The sequence below is a fragment of the Longimicrobiaceae bacterium genome (assembly GCA_035936415.1).
Taxonomy (GTDB): Bacteria; Gemmatimonadota; Gemmatimonadetes; order Longimicrobiales; family Longimicrobiaceae; genus JAFAYN01.
The window spans coordinates 1-19,191 of sequence record DASYWD010000305.1; the positions used below are offsets into that span (position 1 = coordinate 1).

General features: G+C 70.2%; 14 protein-coding genes. 12 read left to right on the forward strand and 2 right to left on the reverse strand.

The genetic code is table 11. The annotated features are described in order from the left end of the window. The 9 genes from VGR37_12695 to VGR37_12735 form a co-directional block, all read left to right on the forward strand. The coding region (locus VGR37_12695) for a S8 family peptidase (protein ID HEV2148255.1) at nt 1-1,069 on the forward strand (1,069 nt) is incomplete at its 5' end. A gap of 379 nt (nt 1,070-1,448) precedes the next feature. Beyond that, nucleotides 1,449-2,972, forward strand: coding sequence for a S8 family peptidase (locus VGR37_12700; protein ID HEV2148256.1), 1,524 nt, complete (start codon nt 1,449-1,451; stop codon nt 2,970-2,972). A 209-nt stretch (nt 2,973-3,181) separates the two neighbouring features. Next, nucleotides 3,182-4,369 (forward strand): S8 family peptidase, encoded by a 1,188-nt coding sequence (locus VGR37_12705; GenBank protein HEV2148257.1) that lies wholly within the window; start codon nt 3,182-3,184, stop codon nt 4,367-4,369. A gap of 496 nt (nt 4,370-4,865) precedes the next feature. Next, nucleotides 4,866-6,035: a S8 family peptidase gene (locus VGR37_12710; GenBank protein HEV2148258.1), complete on the forward strand. Its 1,170-nt coding sequence runs from the start codon at nt 4,866-4,868 to the stop codon at nt 6,033-6,035. A 493-nt stretch (nt 6,036-6,528) separates the two neighbouring features. Beyond that, nucleotides 6,529-7,713, forward strand: coding sequence for a S8 family peptidase (locus VGR37_12715; protein HEV2148259.1), 1,185 nt, complete (start codon nt 6,529-6,531; stop codon nt 7,711-7,713). A 297-nt stretch (nt 7,714-8,010) separates the two neighbouring features. After that, nucleotides 8,011-9,336, forward strand: a complete 1,326-nt coding sequence (locus VGR37_12720; protein HEV2148260.1) for a S8 family serine peptidase — start codon at nt 8,011-8,013, stop codon at nt 9,334-9,336. Nucleotides 9,337-9,516: 180 nt separating this feature from the next. After that, nucleotides 9,517-10,860 (forward strand): sigma-54 dependent transcriptional regulator, encoded by a 1,344-nt coding sequence (locus VGR37_12725; GenBank protein ID HEV2148261.1) that lies wholly within the window; start codon nt 9,517-9,519, stop codon nt 10,858-10,860. A gap of 215 nt (nt 10,861-11,075) precedes the next feature. Further along, nucleotides 11,076-11,663: a hypothetical protein gene (locus tag VGR37_12730; protein HEV2148262.1), complete on the forward strand. Its 588-nt coding sequence runs from the start codon at nt 11,076-11,078 to the stop codon at nt 11,661-11,663. Nucleotides 11,664-11,676: 13 nt separating this feature from the next. Beyond that, nucleotides 11,677-12,990, forward strand: coding sequence for a tetratricopeptide repeat protein (locus tag VGR37_12735; protein HEV2148263.1), 1,314 nt, complete (start codon nt 11,677-11,679; stop codon nt 12,988-12,990). 141 nt (nt 12,991-13,131) lie between these two features. On the opposite strand, the gene VGR37_12740 is transcribed toward VGR37_12735, so the two are convergent. Together VGR37_12740 and VGR37_12745 are read right to left on the reverse strand one after the other, a co-directional pair. Then, nucleotides 13,132-14,145 carry a hypothetical protein gene (locus VGR37_12740; protein HEV2148264.1) on the reverse strand — a complete coding sequence of 338 codons (1,014 nt, stop codon included), beginning with the start codon at nt 14,143-14,145 and terminating at the stop codon, nt 13,132-13,134. Continuing rightward, entirely contained in the window at nt 14,142-15,482 is a 1,341-nt protein-coding gene (locus VGR37_12745; protein ID HEV2148265.1) for a sigma-54 dependent transcriptional regulator, read from the reverse strand. Before VGR37_12745 ends, VGR37_12740 begins: the two co-directional genes overlap by 4 nt. A 271-nt stretch (nt 15,483-15,753) precedes the next feature. Here VGR37_12745 and VGR37_12750 point away from each other — a divergent pair, with 271 nt between their 5' ends. From VGR37_12750 to VGR37_12760, 3 genes are all read left to right on the forward strand, one after another. Continuing rightward, nucleotides 15,754-17,565 carry a hypothetical protein gene (locus VGR37_12750; GenBank protein ID HEV2148266.1) on the forward strand — a complete coding sequence of 604 codons (1,812 nt, stop codon included), beginning with the start codon at nt 15,754-15,756 and terminating at the stop codon, nt 17,563-17,565. Then, nucleotides 17,565-18,926: an amidohydrolase family protein gene (locus VGR37_12755; protein ID HEV2148267.1), complete on the forward strand. Its 1,362-nt coding sequence runs from the start codon at nt 17,565-17,567 to the stop codon at nt 18,924-18,926. The genes VGR37_12750 and VGR37_12755 overlap by 1 nt, the downstream gene beginning before the upstream one ends. Further along, a partial coding sequence (locus VGR37_12760; GenBank protein HEV2148268.1) for a hypothetical protein occupies nt 18,923-19,191 on the forward strand: 269 nt, incomplete at its 3' end. The genes VGR37_12755 and VGR37_12760, both read left to right, overlap by 4 nt.

Sequence of the window (19,191 nt, forward strand, 5' to 3'; positions counted from 1 at the left end):
CGCCGCCTCCGGGGCGATCCAGGACCAGTACATCGTGGTGCTGAAGGAGGGGGCGAACCCCCGCTCCGTGGCAGCCATTGCCGGGGTGGAGCCGCGCTACGTCTACGAGGCCGCGCTCAACGGCTTCGCGGGCCGCCTCAACGCGGGCCAGCTCAACGCCCTGCAGCGCAACCCGAACGTCGCCTACATCGAGCAGGACCAGGTGATGAAGGCGGTCGCCACCACGCAGACCGGCGCGACCTGGGGGCTGGACCGCATCGACCAGCGTGCCCTGCCGCTCAGCACCACCTACAGCTACGCGAACACCGGGCTGGGGGTCAACGCCTACATCGTCGACACCGGCATCCGCCTCAGCCATTCCGAGTTCGTCGGCCGGGTGAGCACCGGCTTCGACGCGGTGACGGCGGGCGGGGACGCGAACGACTGCAACGGGCACGGCACGCACGTGGCCGGCACGGTGGGAGGCACCACCTACGGCGTCGCCAAGGCGGTGAACCTGTTCGCAGTGCGGGTGCTCGACTGCGGCGGGAGCGGCACCACTGCCGGCGTGATCGCGGGCGTGGACTGGGTCACGGCGAACCACGTGAAGCCGGCGATCGCCAACATGTCGCTCGGCGGCGGCGCCTCGTCCTCGCTGGACGCGGCGGTCCAGAGCTCGATCAACGCCGGCGTGCAGTACTCCATCGCCGCGGGGAACGGCAACCTCGTCGGGATCGCGCAGGACGCGTGCAAGTCGTCGCCGTCCCGCGTGGCGGACGCCATCACCATCGGCGCCACCACCCAGAGCGACGCCAAGACCTCCTGGTCCAACTACGGCAACTGCGTGGACTTCTTCGCCCCGGGCTCCGGCATCACCGCGGCCTGGCACACCAGCGACGTCGCCACGAACACGATCAGCGGGACCTCCATGGCCGCCCCGCACGTGGCAGGCGTCGGCGCCCTGTACCTGCAGAGCAACCCGGCGGCGACCCCGCTGCAGGTGCGTGACGCGCTCTACGACGCCACCACCAAGGGCATCGTGACCAGCTCCAAGACCGCCAACAACCACCTGCTGTTCACGGCCTACTGAGCCGTACCGCCAGGGGGTACGTCCGAGCCGGCGTCGGGGTCTCCCCGGCGCCGGCTCTTTCAGTTCCACCAGCACCGCGCACGGCGGCCTCGCCGTGGCTGCGGCGTCCCATTTTTGTGCGGGAGGTGCGGGCGTGCACCACAGTGGGGCAGGAGGCGGATGGCTCCTGTTCTCGTAAGCCGTTGTGAACGCGTACCTTCCCGTTTTTGTGCGACATGGCGCCTTTTATGCCTTAATGACCCTTCGTGAACGACGTCGGATGCCCGGCACCGGGTCTGGGTAGGGGTGGCCGACCGGCCGTGTGGACGAAGACGGGTGGGACGCCCCCGGGGATGCGCCCCGGGCGGTGAGTCGAGGACCCCCAGAACGGAGCTGGAACATGCGATTGTTGCGAACCGCTCTCCTTTCCGCCACCGCGCTGGCGTTCGCCGCCTGCGTGGACGGCACCGCACCCGTCGCGCCCTCCGGGGCGGCAGCGCCCGAGGCCCCGCTCCTCTCGGGGGGGAAGGGTGGGCAGCCAATCGCCGGCGAGTACATCGTGGTCCTCAAGAAGGGGGCCGACCCGCGCTCCATCGCTGCCGCCGCGGGGGTCAGCCCGCGCTTCGTCTACACGGCGGCGCTGAACGGCTTCGCCGGGACGCTGAACCAGGGACAGCTCACCGCCCTGCAGAACAACCCCAACGTCGACTACGTCGAGCAGGACCAGACGGTCTCCATCAGCACGACGCAGACGAACGCGACCTGGGGGATCGACCGCATCGACCAGCGTGACCTCCCGCTCTCCGGCACGTACGAGTACACGCCGACCGGCTCCGGGGTGAACGCGTACATCATCGACACCGGGATCCGGCTCTCGCACCAGGAGTTCGGCGGACGCGCCGTGACCGGCTACGACGCCGTGACCTCGGGCGGAAACGCGAACGACTGCAACGGGCACGGCACGCACGTCGCCGGCACCGTGGGCGGCACCGCTTACGGCGTCGCCAAGCAGGTGAAGCTGTACGCGGTCCGGGTGCTGGACTGCAACGGCTCCGGGACCAACTCCGGCGTGATCGCCGGGATGGACTGGGTGACGGCGAACCACGTGAAGCCTGCGGTGGCGAACATGTCGCTCGGCGGCGGCGCCTCCACCGCCACGGACGACGCGGTCAACCGGATGCACAACGCCGGCGTCACCGTGGTAGTGGCGGCCGGGAACGACAACAAGGACGCCTGCAACTACTCCCCGGCGCGCGCCGCGAACGCCGTTACGGTGGGCGCCACCGCGAACAACGACGCCCGCGCCTCGTACTCCAACTGGGGGAGCTGCCTGGACCTGTTCGCGCCGGGCTCCAGCATCACCGCCGCCTGGCACACCGGCGACACGAACACCAACACGATCAGCGGGACCTCCATGGCGAGCCCGCACGTGGCCGGCGTCGCCGCCCTCTACCTTCAGGGGAACCCGGGCGCCTCGCCCGCCACGGTCACGAGCGCCATCACCGGCTCCGCGACCTCCGGAAAGGTGACCAGCGCGGGGACCAACTCGCCGAACCTCCTCCTGTACTCGCTCCTGACGAGCGGTGGCGGGGGCGGGGGCGGGACCACCGACCCGTGCACCAGCTGCACCAAGTACACCGGGTCGCTGAGCGGGACGGGCGCGTACGAGTACCAGCCGAACGGGACCTACTACTACAGCGCCGTCTCCGGCGCCCACAAGGGATGGCTGAAGGGCCCGTCGAACGCCGACTTCGACCTGTACCTCTACAAGTGGAACGGCTCCCGGTGGGCGGTGGTCGCCCGCTCCCTCAGCTCCACCTCCACCGAGCAGATCTCCTACTCCGGGACGTCCGGCTACTACATGTGGGAGGTCTACTCCTACAGCGGAAGCGGCTCCTACGAGTTCTGGCTGCAGAAGCCGTAGCGCGCCACCCGGCGCCCGGCGAGAACCCCACCCCGCACGGCACCGTGCGGGGTGGGACAGGGACCCACATCCGAAAGGAGCGATACTTCTTTCCGTAACCGGCTCGGAACCCACCCCGCAGTGAAGGATCGTAGCAGTCCCCGGCGCAGGGGCAATCCCGCCCCTCGCCAGAAAAGCCCGCCGTCACACACACCTCCATAGGTATCCCCATGCGTCACGCACGTACCGCGCTGCTGGCCGGTTCCGTCCTTGCGCTCGCCGCCTGCGCCGACGAGGGCCAGAGCCCCATCGCCGCCCCGTCCGCCCCCGAGGCTCCCGTGTTCGCCGCGGCCGGCAGCCGGGTGATCCCCGACCAGTACATCGTCGTCCTCCGCGAGGGCGCCAACCCGCGCTCGGTCGCGGCCATCGCCGGGGTGGAGCCGCAGCACGTCTACACCGCTGTGCTCAACGGCTTCGCGGCGACCCTGAACGCCGGGCAGGTGGGCGCGCTGCGCAACAACCCGAACGTGGAGTACATCGAGCAGGACCAGGCGGTGGAGCTCTCGGCCACGCAGAGCAGCGCCACGTGGGGGATCGACCGGATCGACCAGCGCTCGCTGCCGCTCTCCGGCACCTACAACTACACCGCCACGGCGTCGACCGTGTACGCGTACATCATCGACACCGGCGTCCGCGCCACGCACTCGGAGTTCCGCAACTCGGACGGGACGACCCGCGCCAGCAACGTCTACAACGGGACCGGCGACGGGCAGAACACCGACTGCAACGGGCACGGCTCGCACGTGGCCGGCACCGTGGGCGGCAAGACCTACGGCGTCGCCAAGGCGGCGCGCATCCGCGGCGTGAAGGTGTTCAGCTGCACCGGCGGGAGCTCCAACTCCATCATCATCGCCGGGATGGACTGGGTGACCAAGAACCACCTGAAGCCGGCGATCGCCAACCTCTCGCTCGGCGGCGGCTACTCCAGCTCGGTGAACACGTCGCTGAACAACATGGCCGCGGCCGGCGTCTTCCCCGCCGTCGCCGCGGGGAACGACAACAAGGACGCCTGCAACTACTCGCCGGCGAGCGCGGCCTACGCCACCACGGTGGCCTCGTCCACCAGCACGGACGCGAAGTCGTCGTTCTCCAACTGGGGGAGCTGCGTGGACCTGTACGCGCCGGGCTCCAGCATCACCTCGGCGTGGTACACCAGCGACACCGCCATCAACACGATCAGCGGGACGTCGATGGCCACCCCGCACGTGGCGGGCGTGGGCGCGCTCTACAAGGCCACCTACGGCGACGCCTCGTACTCCACGATCCGGAGCTGGCTGAACAACAACGCCACCACCAACGTGATCAGCGGGAACGTCACGGGCACGCCGAACCGCCTGCTCTTCAAGAGCACGCTGTAGGCTGACGCAGTAGCCCCCGTCTCCGGACGGGGTGCGGGGAGGGGGCCGCGGCACGCGCCGCGGCCTTCTCTTTTTCCCGGCTGCCCGGGACCGGACGGACAGCGCTCTGGCGCACCACGATGGTTCACCGGTGCAACCGCTGCACCGAAACGGTGCGGCGGCTCGCCGTCCCGTAAATCGCGAAGTCGTTCGGCAACAAGGCGTTAGCAAAATCGCAGTTTGTGGTCCGATCCCTGCCTTAGCGTGCACCGTCTCAAGCCCACATCCTGATCGCGTGCTCTCCGCCGGTTCGCATCGATACCGGGTGAGACAGGCTTGAGGCGCGGAAATAAGTATTCGGAGCCACGTTCCGAACGAACGTTCGACCTGAAAGGAGGGCCCCATCATCCGCATCCGGTTCGGAACCGAAGCCGTGGAAGGACGCAGTTCAGGTTGATGCCCGTGTGTCGCAGAAGTCCAGAAAGCAGCTCATCCACACCACACCAGGGGAAACACAATGCGTCAGATGCGTTCCGTTCTGCTGGCCGGTTCCGTGCTCGCGCTCGCCGCCTGCGCGAACGACCAGGGGACCCCCGCCGCCGCTCCCGAGCAGGCCGCTCCGCTCCGCTCCGCCGCGGCGGGCCGGGCGATCGAGGGTTCCTACATCGTCGTCCTCAGGGAGGGGGCGAGCCCCCGTTCCGTGGCCGCCGTCGCCGGAGTCGAGCCGAGCCACGTCTACACGGCCGCGCTCAACGGCTTCGCCGCGACGCTCAACGCGGGCCAGCTCAACGCGCTCCGGCACAACCCGAACGTGGACTACGTGGAGGAGGACCAGGTGATGGACCTGGCCGTGACCCAGAGCAGCGCGACCTGGGGGATCGACCGGATCGACCAGCGCAACCGGCCGCTCTCCGGGACGTACACCTACAACACCACGGCCTCGAACGTCACCGCCTACATCATCGACACCGGCCTGCGCGCCGACCACACGCAGTTCGGCGGCCGGGCCAGCAACGTCTACAACGCGATCTCCGGCGAGACCGCCAGCGACTGCAACGGCCACGGCACGCACGTGGGCGGCACTGTGGGAGGCAGCACCTACGGCGTCGCCAAGGGCGTCCGGCTCCGCGGGGTGAAGGTGCTCAGCTGCTCCGGCTCCGGCTCCAACTCCGGCATCATCGCCGGTGTGGACTGGGTGCGCGCGAATGCGGTGAAGCCGGCGGTGGCGAACATGTCGCTGGGCGGCGGCTACTCCTCGGCCACGAACACGGCCGTGAACAACCTGGCCAACTCGGGCGTCTACGTGGCGGTCGCCTCCGGCAACAGCAACGCCAACGCCTGCAACTACTCGCCGGCCAGCGCGGCGAACGTGACCTCCGTGAACTCGTCCACCAGCACGGACGCCAAGTCGTCGTTCTCCAACTACGGGAGCTGCACGCACGTGTACGCGCCGGGCTCCAGCATCACCTCCGCCTGGCACACCAGCACCTCCGCAACCAACACCATCAGCGGCACCTCGATGGCGTCGCCGCACGTGGCGGGCGTGGGCGCCCTGTACCTGGCGGGCAACCCGGGTGCTTCCAACTCGACCGTGCGCTCGTGGATCATCAACAACTCCACGGCGAACGTCATCTCCGGCAACCCGACCGGCACGCCGAACCGCCTGCTCTACAAGAGCACGCTGTAAGCTGACGCGGGACCCCTCGTCTCCGGACGGGGTGCGGGAGGGGGCCGCGGCACGCGCCGCGGCCCCCTCTTTTCGGTAGCTGCGCGGGACCGGACGGACAGCGCTCTGGCGCACCACAATGGTTCGCCGGTGCAGCCGTCGCACCGTTTCGGTGCGGCGGCTCGCCGTGATGTGCGTTGCAAGGTTGTTTGGCTACAACGTGTTAGCAAGCAGCGGGTCGTGGTCCGATCCGTGCTTCACCGTGGACGTCAAAGGTCCCCATCCTGATCGCGCGCTCTCCGCCGGTTCGATTCGATCCCGGGTGCGAAAAGCTTGAGGCAGGGGAACATATATTTACAGACACGTCGCGAGTGGACGCGTGACCCGAAAGGAGGGCCCATCATCCGCATCCGGTTCGGAACCGAAACTGTGGAAGGACGCAGTTCAGGTTGATGCCCGTGTGTCGCATGAAGTCGGCAAAGCAGCTCATCCACACCACACCAGGGGAAACACCATGCGTCAGATGCGTTCCGTTCTGCTGGCCGGTTCCGTGCTCGCGCTCGCCGCCTGCGGCAGCGAGCCGGGAAGCCCCGTCGCACCGTCCGCCGCCCCGGAGGCGCCCGTCCTTTCCGTCGGTGCCGGCGGCCAGGCGATCCCGGGGCAGTACATCGTGGTCCTCAAGGAGGGCGCCGATCCGCGCTCCGTCGCGGCGGTGGCTGGGGTGAGCCCGCGTTACGTGTACGACGCTGCCCTGAACGGCTTCGCGGCCGCGCTGAACGCGGGACAGCTCAACGCGCTGCGGCACAACCCGAACGTGGAGTACATCGAGCAGGACCAGGTGGCGCAGGTCGCCGTCACGCAGAGCAGCGCCACGTGGGGGATCGACCGGATCGACCAGCGCTCCCTCCCGCTCTCGGGCACGTACAACTACACCACCACCGCCTCCACCGTCCGCGCCTACATCATCGACACGGGGCTGGACACCGGCCACTCCGAGTTCGAGGGGCGCGCGTCCAACGTCTATGACGCCTTCGGCGGGAACGGGAACGACTGCAACGGCCACGGCACGCACGTGGGCGGCACGGTCTCCGGGAAGCTCTACGGCGTGGCCAAGAAGTCCATGCCGCGCGGCGTGCGGGTGCTGGACTGCAACGGCTCCGGGTCGTTCTCCGCGATCATCGCCGGGGTGGACTGGGTGACCAAGAACCACATCAAGCCGGCGGTGGCCAACATGTCGCTGGGCGGCGGCGCCTCGTCCTCGCTCGACACCTCGGTGAAGAACCTCTCCAACGCGGGTGTGTTCGTGGCGGTGGCCTCGGGGAACAGCAACGCCGACGCCTGCAACTACTCCCCGGCCCGCGCCGGGTACGGCACCGCCATCGCGACGGTGAACGCCTCGACCAGCACCGACGCCAAGGCCTCGTTCTCCAACTGGGGGACCTGCACCGATCTGTACGCTCCCGGCGCGAGCATCAAGTCGGCCTGGATCGGGAGCGGCACCACCGAGACCAACACGATCAGCGGGACCTCCATGGCCTCGCCGCACGTGGCGGGCGTGGGCGCGCTCTACAAGGGCACCTACGGCGACGTCGCCAGCTCCACCGTGCACAACTGGATCATCAACAACGCGACCACCAGCAAGATCACCAGCAATCCGAGCGGCACGCCGAACCGCCTGCTCTTCAAGAGCACGCTGTAGGCATCACGGCGGGACGATGAGCGAGGGGGCCACGGCACGCGCCGTGGCCCCCTCCTTCGTTCATGCCCATTCTGGTGCACCGCGGGGGCGCGATGCGCCGTGAGGCAGCGGTTGGTGCACCAGAATGGTGCACTTCCGGGTGAGCTGCACCATACCGGGACGCACCATACTGGACATCCCAAACGGTAAAGTACGACACCGCAGCGACTTGCGAGTTTGCCGGTTCTGGCGCGCCGCGTGCCTATGGAACGGGCGGCACCACGCCGTACTCGTTCCTTTCTTTTTCAGGAGTAAGCCGTGAAGCGACTCACCGTCATTGCCGCAAGCGCCCTCGTGCTGGCCGGATGCCAGGACACCCGTGCCCCCTTCTCCCCCGAGGCCGCCCCGGAGCTTTCCGCCGGGCAGGCCGGCGCTCCGAACGCCGGCGAGTACGTGGCCGGGCAGATCCTCGTCCGCTTCCGGGCCGGCGTGAACCGCGCGCAGGTGGCCGCGGCGCACGGCGCCTCCGTGCAGCGCGAGCTGAACCTCCCCGGGATCTTCGTGCTGAGCGTGGCCCCCGGGCGGGAGCTGGCGGTGGTGAGCGCGCTCTCGCGCAACCCCAACGTGGAGTTCGCGGAGCCGGACTACATCCGCACGCATGGCGTGATCTGCGGGACGGGCGTCTGCGAGCCGCCCAGCGACACCTACTTCGGCTACAAGTGGGACCTCCACAACGACGGCGACCTCAACAACAGCACGGGCGCCTTCGTGGTCAACACCGGGAAGGCGGATGCCGACACCGACTGGCTGGAGGCGTACCAGCAGCTCGGCGCCATCACCGGGAGCGCGGTGATCGGAATCGTCGACACCGGCGTGCTCTCCACCCACCCCGACCTGGTGGGCCGGGTGCTCGCCGGGTACGACTTCGTGAACAACGACGCCGATCCGAACGACGACGACGGGCACGGCACGCACGTGGCCGGGATCGCCGCCGGGCTGGGGAACGACGTCACCGGCGTGACGGGCGTGGCGTACGGGCCGAACATCAAGGTGCTACCCGTGAAGGTCTGCGGCCCGAGCGGCTGCCCGACCTCCGCGATCGTGAACGGGATCAAGTTCGCGGCCGACAACGGGGCCCACGCCATCAACCTGAGCCTGGGCGGGCGCTTCGGCTCCACCTCCGAGCAGCAGGCGCTGCAGTACGCGCTGAGCAAGAACTCGCTCCCCTTCTGCGCCACGGGGAACGACGGCTCGCCGCGGAACATCTCGTACCCGGCCAAGTTCCCGGAGTGCGTGGCCGTGGGCGCCACCAACTGGAGCGACGGCCGGGCGGGCTACTCCAACGCCGGGCCCGAGATCGACATCTCCGCGCCGGGCGGCGACAGCGAGAACGCGAACGGCTACAGCTACATCCTCTCCGCGTACAACAGCGGCGGCTACGTCTTCATGGCCGGGACCTCCATGGCCACCCCCCAGGCCGCGGGGCTCGCCGGGCTCCTGCACGCGACCGGCGTGACCGGCGCCAGCAACATCCGCAGCCGCATCGAGAGCACCGTGGACGACCTGGGCTCCGCCGGCTGGGACAAGTACTTCGGGAAGGGCCGGATCAACATCTACCGCGCCATCAACAACATCACCAGCTGAGCCGCACGCCGGTTCGGGCCGGGCGGCGAGCCGGGGGATCCCCCGGCTCGCCGCGTATGAAGCGTGTCGGAACAGGTCCCCGCATTTCCGGAGCTTAAACACCGACACAGATTGCGCGAGGAGGGCGCGGAGCGTATCTTGGTTTGGTCTCTCCGCTCACAGAACCGCACCCAGCGTCCATTGAAGGTACTGCTCCTCGACCCGGATCGCAGTGTCGTTCGGACGATCGAACCAGAGCTGAACGGCGCGCGGCTTGAGGCCGCGCACGGTCAGGCCGAGGGGCTACGTCTGCTGCGCGACGGCGATTGGGACCTGATCCTCCTCGACACCGGGTTCTCCGGCGCGGGGATGGAGATCCTGCGCCGGCTGCGGGCGGACGCCTCCACCCCCCCGGTGGTGGTGCTGACGTCCGAGCCGTCGATGGCCCTGATGATGGAGGCCATCGGGGAGGGGGCGCACGACGTCCTGGCCAAGCCGGTGCCTCCGGGGAAGCTGCTGGGGATCGTACACGCGCTCGACCGCGGGGGCGTCGTCCGGCCGCTCGCCCCGGCCACGGCCGCGGAGGACGCCATCGTGGGGGCGAGCGAGGAGATGCTCTCCGCCTTCGGCTCGCTGGCGCGGGCTGCGCCGAGCGACGCCACGGTGCTGGTGCTGGGGGAGAGCGGGACGGGGAAGGAGATGATCGCGCGCGTCCTGCACGCGCGCTCCCGCCGCGCGAAGGGGCCGTTCATCGCCATCAACTGCGCGGCGATCCCGGAGAACCTGCTGGAGTCGGAGCTGTTCGGGCACGAGAAGGGCGCCTTCACCGGCGCCATCGGGCGGCGGATCGGGCGCTTCGAGCGGGCCAGCGGGGGGACGCTCTTCCTGGACGAGATCGGCGACATGTCGCTGGCGCTGCAGTCCAAGATCCTCCGTGCGCTGCAGGAGCGCGAGATCGAGCGGGTGGGCGGGGAGGCGCCGGTGCCCATCGACGTGCGGATCGTCGCCGCCACCAACCGCGACCTCAAGGCGGCGGTGGCGGAGGGGAGCTTCCGGACGGACCTGTACTACCGGCTCGCAGTGGTCTCGCTGCACCTGCCGCCGCTCCGGGATCGCGGGGAGGACGTGGACCGCCTGGTGCACCACTTCGTCGCGCAGTACGCCGCGCAGCACGGCAACCCCATCCGGGGGATCTCGGAGGAGCTGCTGAAGACGCTGCGGCTCTACCACTGGCCCGGTAACGTGCGGCAGCTCCGCAACGTGGTGGAGCGCGCGGTGGTCATGTGCAGCGGGGCCGTGCTCCTCCCGCAGCACCTCCCGGCGGAGGTGCTGCAGCCGCGGCCCCGCGAGTCCGAAGACGACCTGGACGGGGGCTCGCTCTGCACGCTGGAGGAGATGGAGCGCCGGCTCATCCGCCGCGCCCTGCGGGAGACGGGGAGCAACCTCACCCTCGCGGCGGAGCGGCTCGGGATCCACAGGAACACGCTCAGGAGGAAGATGGCCGAGTACGGCCTGGATCGTGGGACGAATCTTGCAACCGGGTAGGGCGTCCACTTTCCTGGCACGGGGCAGCACGGAACCAAAAGCTTGCGATATACGATAAGCCTGCTTATCGTAACAGGTTGTCTCTTTCCGTGCGCGCAGGTGCCGGTCCGGGGCACGCCTGGTCACTTCCGCGGTCCAGCAGGGCTCGCTCTCGTGGTTCGCTCTTCCGAAGTCTGTCTCTCCGTCCATCATTTCTTTCCTCTAGAGGAGGTCCAATGAACCGGATCGTTCGGAGCCTGATCCCCACGCTGTCCCTGCTTGTTCTGCTGGTGGCCCCCGGGTGCGCGGACCGCGACGCATCGACCCCGCTCGCGCCCACCGCCGCCGTGCCGTCTTTCAACGAGACCTCCGCGGCGCCCGACCTGGCCGCCATCGCCACCTTCCGGCAGCGTCCCGCCGTCACCATCGCCTGGGCCAAGAAGTGGATCGGCCCCGAGGGTGGGCGCCTGGACTTCCAGGGCTTCGCCATCGACGTTCCCGCCGGCGCGGTGGACAAGGTGACGATGTTCTCCATCAACCTCCCGGTGGATCCCAAGGGGTCGGAGCACGTGGTCGCCGAGTTCGGGCCCCACAACAAGTCGTTCGCGGTCCCCGTCACCATCGAGCTGCCCCTTCGCGGCACGTCCATCGAGGGGAGCGCCACGAAGACGATCGTGTGGTGGAACAACGGCTGGGTGGACATGGGGGGAGCCCCCACGGCCGACGGCGCCCGCCTCCGGACGCGGACGGACCACTTCTCCACGTATGCGACGACGGACACCGAGGTGGGCCGGGGTGGGACGATTTCCGCATCCGGCGGCTAATTCGCAATAGCCCGTGAGCCGTTCCGAAGCCACCCTCGAAGAACTCTTCGGCCTCCTCCCAGAGATGGAGGAGTTAGAGTTGCTACGCCTCGCTCTCGTCGGGATTGCGGTTCCCGACCCGGGCAGAGCATGGGACAGCTCCAGCGCGTACACCACTATCGACAAGCGAGTCGTTTCGGCGGCTCAGCTCGATGCGGTGGTGAACGAATCAGAACAGGCCCTGCACGCCTATCTGGCCTCACTCTTCGGGGGGCTACGGCCGGTGCTTCAGAGCTTCTGGTCGGGTGATCATACGGGGGTGGCACGTCACCTGATCGAACTCGGCGAGCAGCACGAGGAGAGGGGGCTATTCCGGAAGGCGCGCCAGTGCTACAACGTGGCCCTCAGCCTCTCTCTCCCGCTGACCGACAAGAGCCCTCAGATCCTCGCGCTACGCAGGATCGGCCGTATGGCGCTGTCCCTGGGGGATCTTCGGGATGCTCACTCCTACTACCAGCGCAGCGCGGAGCTTGCCGGCGATTCCGGCGACGTACACGGCGAGATCATCGCACGGACCGGGCTTGGGAACGTGCGACTCTGGCAGGGACGCTGGCCCGAGGCCGAGGGCTGTTACCGAACCGCACTGTCGTTGGCGGAGCGAATCGAGGACCAGAGCACCGTCCTGCTGGAACGAGCGCAGCTCTACAACAACCTCGGGAACGTAGCAACCCGCCAGATGCACCTCCAGGCGGCCGAGAGATGGTTCGTGAAGGCGCGGGAGCTGTGGAAGGTGGTCCCGTCGCCGTTCGACCTCGCGGTCTGCTTTCATAACCTGGCGCACCTTTCCGCCGCTCAGGGCCGGCAGGAGGAGGCGCGGAGGGTCTATCGGCAGGCCCTGGAACTCCCGATCCCGCCTGGGCTCTGGGCAGGCATTGCTATCGACATCGCGGAGTCATACCTGCGGGACGGTCTGATCTCCCAGGCGGAAGAATGGGGTCGTCTGGCGGAGGAGCGGGCTATCGCTTCGCGATCGCCTTACTTCCTCGCCCGGATGTACCAGGGGAGGGGCAACATCGCCCGGGAGATCAGGGACGACGGCGGGTTCACCTTCTTCGAGAAGGCGCTGCAGATCGCCCGGGAGAAGGGATATCCGCTCCTCGAAGGGGAGACGCTGGTGGACTACGCTCTGCTGAGGGCCTATACCGACGGGGCCGAGGAAGCGCAGGCCTACCTTGAGCGGGCGCAGGAGATCTTTGCCGGGCTTGGTGCCATGCACGAACATGCCCGAGCGGCTGATGCGCTCAAAGACCTCCGGGGAGGGCCGGAGCTTGCCGCGACTGTAGACTAGCAGCTTCCATTCGTACCAGCATCTTAAGCTCGCGGCGGGCACCTTCCGGTGACCCGCCGTTTGGCATTCCGTACGCGTGGGCAGCTACACACCTCTACCACGCTCGCTCCCTGAGTCGCCAGCTCCACCGACGCGGCTCTGTTAAAGCTTTTCACGCGTGCTCAGGCTGAGCTGGTCCATGCGCCTGTCCAGTAGGTAGGTCCCGCCGAACCTCACGAGAAGTTCGCGTGCCTCGATCAGCGCCTGTGCAGCCGGAGTGGTCCGGTGCAGCGAATCGTACAGCAATCCAAGTTCGACCAGCGTGATCGCCCGCAGAAGACGGGCCTGCAGTCTGGTTGCGATAGCTAGGCCATCCAGCAGGTGCTCCTCTGCTTGCTCGAAACACTTCTCCGAACGGGCACAAACTCCCAACTCCGTCGTTGCTACGGCAAGTTGGAAATCGTGGCGCGCCTCCCTGAACACTGCTTGAGCACGCCCGATGAGTGTTCTGGCCGCGGTGAAATCACCCGCGTGAATGAATGCTTTCGCCCGTGTGACCTCGTGCCAGCGCACCAGCAGCATGTTGCCGGCGGTCCGGGAGTAGCCGATCGCGTAGCCAATACTCTCTAACGCATCATCGAATCGCCCGCATTCCGTATGCGCCTCGGCAACGTTGTGGTACCCGAGAGATAGGCCTCGCATATAGCCTCTCCGATGGTTCGCGGCGATCGCCCGTTGGTAGTTCGGCAGAGCTTCCCCGAAGTGGCCGAGCTGCGCGGCGACCCCACCCAGATTGTTCGCGGCCCAGGCCATCGAGTACTGATCGTCCGCCTGTTCGGCCAGGTCCAGGCACTCCGACCAACAAAGCATTGCGCCACGGGCGTCCCCCGTCTCCAGCCAGTTCGTCCCCGCCACGAGCAGCCACCACCGCAGCAGCCAGTCGTTCCCGCGCCTGCGGAACCGGTCCTCCAGCTCCAGCTGCAGGTCGAGCGACTTCTGGAACTCCCCCAGCTCCCGCAGCCCCCACGATAGCAGGTGCGCCAGCTCCAGCTCCCCGGCCAGGATCTCCTTCGGGACGGGGGAGAGCAGGGCGACCATCCCCTGCGGGTCGGGCGCCTTCCGGAGCGCCCACGCCTGGCGGAGAAGGCCGCGCGACAGGTCGGCGGCGGCGCTCACGGCTCCTCCCCTAACAGGGTGTAGAGGCGTCTCCGCCCGATCCCCAGGAGCGCCGCCGCCCGGCTCTTGTTGCCGCCCGTGCGCTCCACCGCGGCCACGGCGGCGGCCCGCTCGATCTCGTGGAGCTTCGCGGGAAAGGGGAGGGCGCCCTCGCCGGCCTCTTCCGCCCTCGCGCGGGGAGCGGGGCCGCGCAGCACGTGCTGCGGCTGGAGCGATCCGAGCCCGCCGCTGAGGATCACCGCGCGCTCGATGCTGTTCCGCAGCTCGCGGACGTTCCCGGGCCAGTCGTGCGCGAGGAGCGCCTGCACCGCGGCCGGGGAGAGCGCGGGACAGGCGATGCCGTTCTCCTCGCTCTCCAGCCGGAGGAAGTGCTGGGCGAGGAGGAGCACGTCCTTTCCGCGGTCGCGGAGCGGGGGCAGCTCCAGTGGGAGCACGCTCAGGCGGAAGTACAGGTCCTCGCGGAACTCCCCGCGCCGCACCGCCGACTCCAGGTCCACGTGCGTCGCGGCGATCACGCGCACGTCCACCTGGCGGCTGGTGACGCTCCCCACCCGCCGGATCCGCCTGTCCTCGATGACCCGGAGGAGCTTCACCTGCAGGGCGGCGGAGATGTCGCCGATCTCGTCCAGGAAAAGGGTCCCGCCCTCCGCCGCCTCGAAGAGCCCCGGCTTGGCCGAGTGGGCGTCGGTGAACGCCCCCTTCTCGTACCCGAACAGCTCCGCCTCCAGGAGCGTGTCGGTGAGGGTGGTGCAGTTCACCTCCACGAACGGGTGCCGCGCGCGGGGGCCGTTGAAGTGGATGGCGCGCGCCAGGAGGTCCTTCCCCGTCCCGGTCTCCCCCCGGATCAGCACCGTCTTCCGGGTGGGAATCAGCGCCGCCGCCTGGGCCAGCGTCGCCCGGAGCGCGGGGCTGGTCCCGACGAGCTGCGAGAAGTCGTACCGGCGGCGGTGCACCTCCAGCAGGCGCGCCTCCTCCGGGACCCGCTCCGCGCGCTCCACCTGCTCGCGGACCCAGGCGCGCACCTCCCCGAAGTGCGCGGGAAGGCAGAAGTACTCGTCCGCGCCGGCCCGCAGCACCGAGACGGCGAGTCGGTAGTCGCTCTCCGCTCCCACCACGGCGAGCGGGGGTGGGCCCCCGGCACGCAGCTCGGCGACCAAGCGGTCCACCCCGGCCTCGCGCCCGCCCGCCGCCACCAGCACGGCGGCGACCCCGTCGGCCGAGCGGAGCTCCGACGGAGTCGCCGCGACGTGGAGGCCCGCGTCCAGGGAGGAGGCGATCTCCCCCCAGACGTCCTCGAACGCCTCGGTCAGCTGCAGGACGGCCAGAACGGGTCTCATGCGGGAGGTGCGGGGGTTCGGTGCGCGGGCTTCCCGCCGGCGCACCCCCAACATAGCCGCCCGGGCCGCGCCGAAAAAGCCACCCGGTGCCGAACGGGTCGCGGCGCGGGGCGGCGCGGCCGAGCGGGGCCGCCCGGCCCGCCGTTTGACTTTCCCGCACGGGGGCGCGAACATTGCGCTTTCCCACGGGTTAGAACGACATCGCAGCCGGAGCGCCGGCCATGCGCCCCGGGCGTTCTCCACGGCAGCTACTCCGGACAGCAGCAGCAACGTGCGTCCACCACCCCGCGTCCTCCGCATCACCCTTCCCGCAGCGGCGCTCCTGCTGGCGGCCGGGGGGCGCGTGCCCGCGCTGGCGCAGCAGCCGGACACCGCGGCCGCCGCCCCGCAGGGCGTGGCCGGGTGCCCGAACGGGCGCATCGCGCAGGTGTTCGTGGACAACCACGCGGTGTTCGACCCCACCGACCCGGAGCTGGACCCGCGCTTCGCCTGGGCGTACACCTTCGCCAACCGGCTGCACGTGGCCACCCGCGAGGAGGTGATCCGGCGGGAGATCCTCTTCAGCGAGGGCGACTGCTACTCCCCGGACGTCCTGCTCGACTCCGAGCGCCTCCTCCGGAACACCCCGTTCATCGCCGACGCCGACGTCTACGGCATCCGCCAGCCGGACGGGAGCTACCACGTCATCGTGGACACCAGCGACGAGTGGGCCACGCGGCTGGAGCCCCGGGTGGACTCGCGCGGCGGGGGACTGAGCGGGCTGGAGCTGCGGCAGGACAACCTCATGGGGACCGGGCAGCAGGTGTCCGCGTACTGGGGCGAGCAGTACCGGGAGCCCATCTACGGCGCCTCGTACGCCACGCCGCAGTTCCTGGGGACGCTGCTCGACGCCGAGCTCGCGGTGGCGAAGACCTCCAGCGGCACGCTCTTCTCCGAGACGCTGTCGTACCCGTTCCGCGGCGAGAACGGGCGCTGGGCGTGGCGGCAGCGGGTGGAGCACGAGGACCGGTACTTCGAGTACTTCGTCCCGGGCGAGGAGCGCCTGCAGCGGCTGCTCTTCCCGGAGCGGCGCCGCTCGGCCGACCTGGGCGGGGTGCTCCGCCTGGGGCGGCGCGGGAGCCTGACGCTCCTGGGGATGGCGCTCACGGGCGAGTGGATCATCTACCCCGGCGGGCTGCGCTTCCTGGACCCGGAGGGCGAGGCGGGGCGGGAGGGGGCGGCGCCGCTGGCGCCCCGGAGCGCTGCGTTCGACACCGTGTCGAGCGTGCGGGCCGTGTTCCTGGCCGCGCAGCGGAGCGTGTACTTCGTCCGCCGGAACGCGCTCGACGCGGTGCGCGGCACGGAGGACGTGCGGATGGGCGTGGAGGCGGAGATCGCGCTGGGGCGCAGCGTCGCGGCCTTCTCCACGGACGACGACCTTTCGCTCAACGTGGGCATCGAGCTGACCGGCGAGCTGCCGGGGGGCGTACTTTCCGGCGGGCGCCTGCTCCTGGAGGGGAAGCGCGACTACGGCGCCCCGGTGGGGAGCTGGGAGTGGAGGAACGTGTTCGGGCAGATGGACAGCTGGGCGTACTGGAGGCCCGGGCCGGAGTCGCGGCACACCCTGGTGGCGGCGTTCTCCGCGGCGGGCGGGTGGCGCACCACCGTCCCCTTCCAGCTCACCCTCGGGAACCGCTCCGGGGTGCGCGGCCTGCCGCGGCACGCCGCGACCGGGGCCCAGCGCGCCGTCCTTTCGCTGGAGGACCGCGTCTACCTGGGGTGGCCGTACCCGCAGCTCTTCGACCTGGGGGGGGTGGCCTTCGCGGACGTGGGACGGAGCTGGGCCGGAGGCGACGTGTACGCGCTGGATTCGCGCTTCCACGCCAGCGTAGGGGTGGGGCTGCGCGCGGCGTTCCCGCCGGGCTCCCGGCGCACCTACCGCCTGGACGTGGCGGCGCCGGTGGCGGGCGGCGGCAGCCTCCGCGACGTGGTGGTGTCGCTCGGGGTGGGGCAGGCGATCGGGCGCGTGGTGCGGGACGACCCGCAGATCCGCCGCAGCTCGCGCCGCACGCTCTCCGCCTCCCTGTTCAACTTCCCGAACTGATGGCGGATCTCCCGCTCCGGGTGTTCCGGGCCGCCTGGGTCCTCCCGGTGGCCGCGCCCCCCGTCCGTGACGGGGCCGTGCTGGTGGGCGCCGACGGCCGGATCGCCGCGGTGGGGCCGCGTGCGGCCATCGAGCCGCCGGAGGGGGCGGAGGTCGTGGAGGTGGGGGAGGCTGCGCTCCTCCCCGGGCTGGTGAACGTGCACGCGCACCCGGAGCTGGCGCTCTTCCGCGGGGGGCTGGAGGACCTGGGCTTCCGCGACTGGATCCTCCGCCTGGTGGGCGCCAAGCGCGCGGCGCTGCACGACGGGGACTACGGCCTGGCCGCCCGGTGGACGATGGTGGAGTCGCTGCGCGCGGGGATCACCACCCTGGCCGCGACGGAGATGTCGGGCGCGGCGGTGGGGGCGCTCCGGGAGGCGGGGATGCGCGGCGTCGTCTACCGCGAGACGTTCGGCCCGGACCCGGCGCAGGCCCCGGAATCCATGGCGGAGCTGCGGACGGCGGTGGACCACCTTCGGCGCGAAGAAAGCGAGCTGGTGCGGGTGGGGATCTCCCCGCACGCGCCGTACACCGTCTCCGACCCGCTCTTCGCCGCGGCGGCGGAGTACGCGCTCGCCGAGGGGCTCCCGCTGGCGACGCACGCGGCGGAGTCGGCGGTGGAGGAGGAGCTGGTGGTCCGCGGCGGGGGCGACTTCGCGCCGGGGCTGCGGACGCGCGGGATCCCGACTCCCGCGCGCGGACGGTCCACGGTGGAGATGCTGGAGCGGCTGGGGGTGCTGCGCACCCGCCCGCTCCTGATCCACGCCGTGCGCCTGGACGCCGACGACGTCCGACGGATCGCGGACGCGGGGGCGGCCGTGGCCCACTGCCCGGTGGCCAACGCGCGGCTGGGGCACGGCGTCGCGCCGTACGCGGAGCTGCGCCACGCCGGGGTGCGCGTGGGGCTGGGGACCGACTCGGTGGGGAGCAACAACCGGCTCGACCTGCTGGAGGAGGCGCGGACCGCCTCCGTGCTGCACCGCGCCGCGCACCGCAGCCCGGACCTCCTCCCCGCCGCGGACCTCCTCCGCCTGTGCACGCTGGACGGGGCCCGGGCCCTGGGGCTGGACGACCGGATCGGCTCGCTGGAGCCCGGCAAGGACGCGGACCTGTGCGCCGTCTCGCTGGCGGCGCCGCACGCGAGGCCCGTGCACGACCCGCTGGCGGCGCTCTTCCACGCCGCGCGGGGCGCCGACGTGACGCTGGCCGCGGTGCGGGGGCGGATCCTCTTCCGGGACGGCGAGGTGCGGACGCTCGACGAGGCCGCGCTGCGGGAGCGGGTGGACGAGGCGGCGGCCCGCCTCCGGGAGCACCTGTCGTGACCGGCCTCGCGCGCGCCGTGGGCGCCGAGCTGATGGACGCGCCGGAGGTGGACCGGCGGGAGCTGGAGACCAGCCTGGACGACCTCCGCCGGGTGAACCGCTGGCTGGGGGGGACACGCGTGGTCCTCCGCTACCTGGCGGGGATGGCAGATCGCACCGGCGCGGCGGAGATCACGGTGCTCGACGTGGCGACCGGCTCCGGCGACATCCCCCTGGCCGTCGCGCGCTGGGCGCGCGGCCGGGGGCTCCGCGCGCGGGTGACCGC

Excerpts from the sequence above, each read along its gene's own strand:
- VGR37_12715 (HEV2148259.1), top strand. The coding sequence starts at position 6,529 with ATGCGTCAGATGCGTTCCGTTCTGCTGGCCGGTTCCGTGCTCGCGCTC.
- VGR37_12745 (HEV2148265.1), bottom strand. The coding sequence starts at position 15,482 with ATGAGACCCGTTCTGGCCGTCCTGCAGCTGACCGAGGCGTTCGAGGAC.
- VGR37_12730 (HEV2148262.1), top strand. The coding sequence starts at position 11,076 with ATGAACCGGATCGTTCGGAGCCTGATCCCCACGCTGTCCCTGCTTGTT.
- VGR37_12705 (HEV2148257.1), top strand. The coding sequence starts at position 3,182 with ATGCGTCACGCACGTACCGCGCTGCTGGCCGGTTCCGTCCTTGCGCTC.
- VGR37_12700 (HEV2148256.1), top strand. The coding sequence starts at position 1,449 with ATGCGATTGTTGCGAACCGCTCTCCTTTCCGCCACCGCGCTGGCGTTC.
- VGR37_12710 (HEV2148258.1), top strand. The coding sequence starts at position 4,866 with ATGCGTCAGATGCGTTCCGTTCTGCTGGCCGGTTCCGTGCTCGCGCTC.
- VGR37_12755 (HEV2148267.1), top strand. The coding sequence starts at position 17,565 with ATGGCGGATCTCCCGCTCCGGGTGTTCCGGGCCGCCTGGGTCCTCCCG.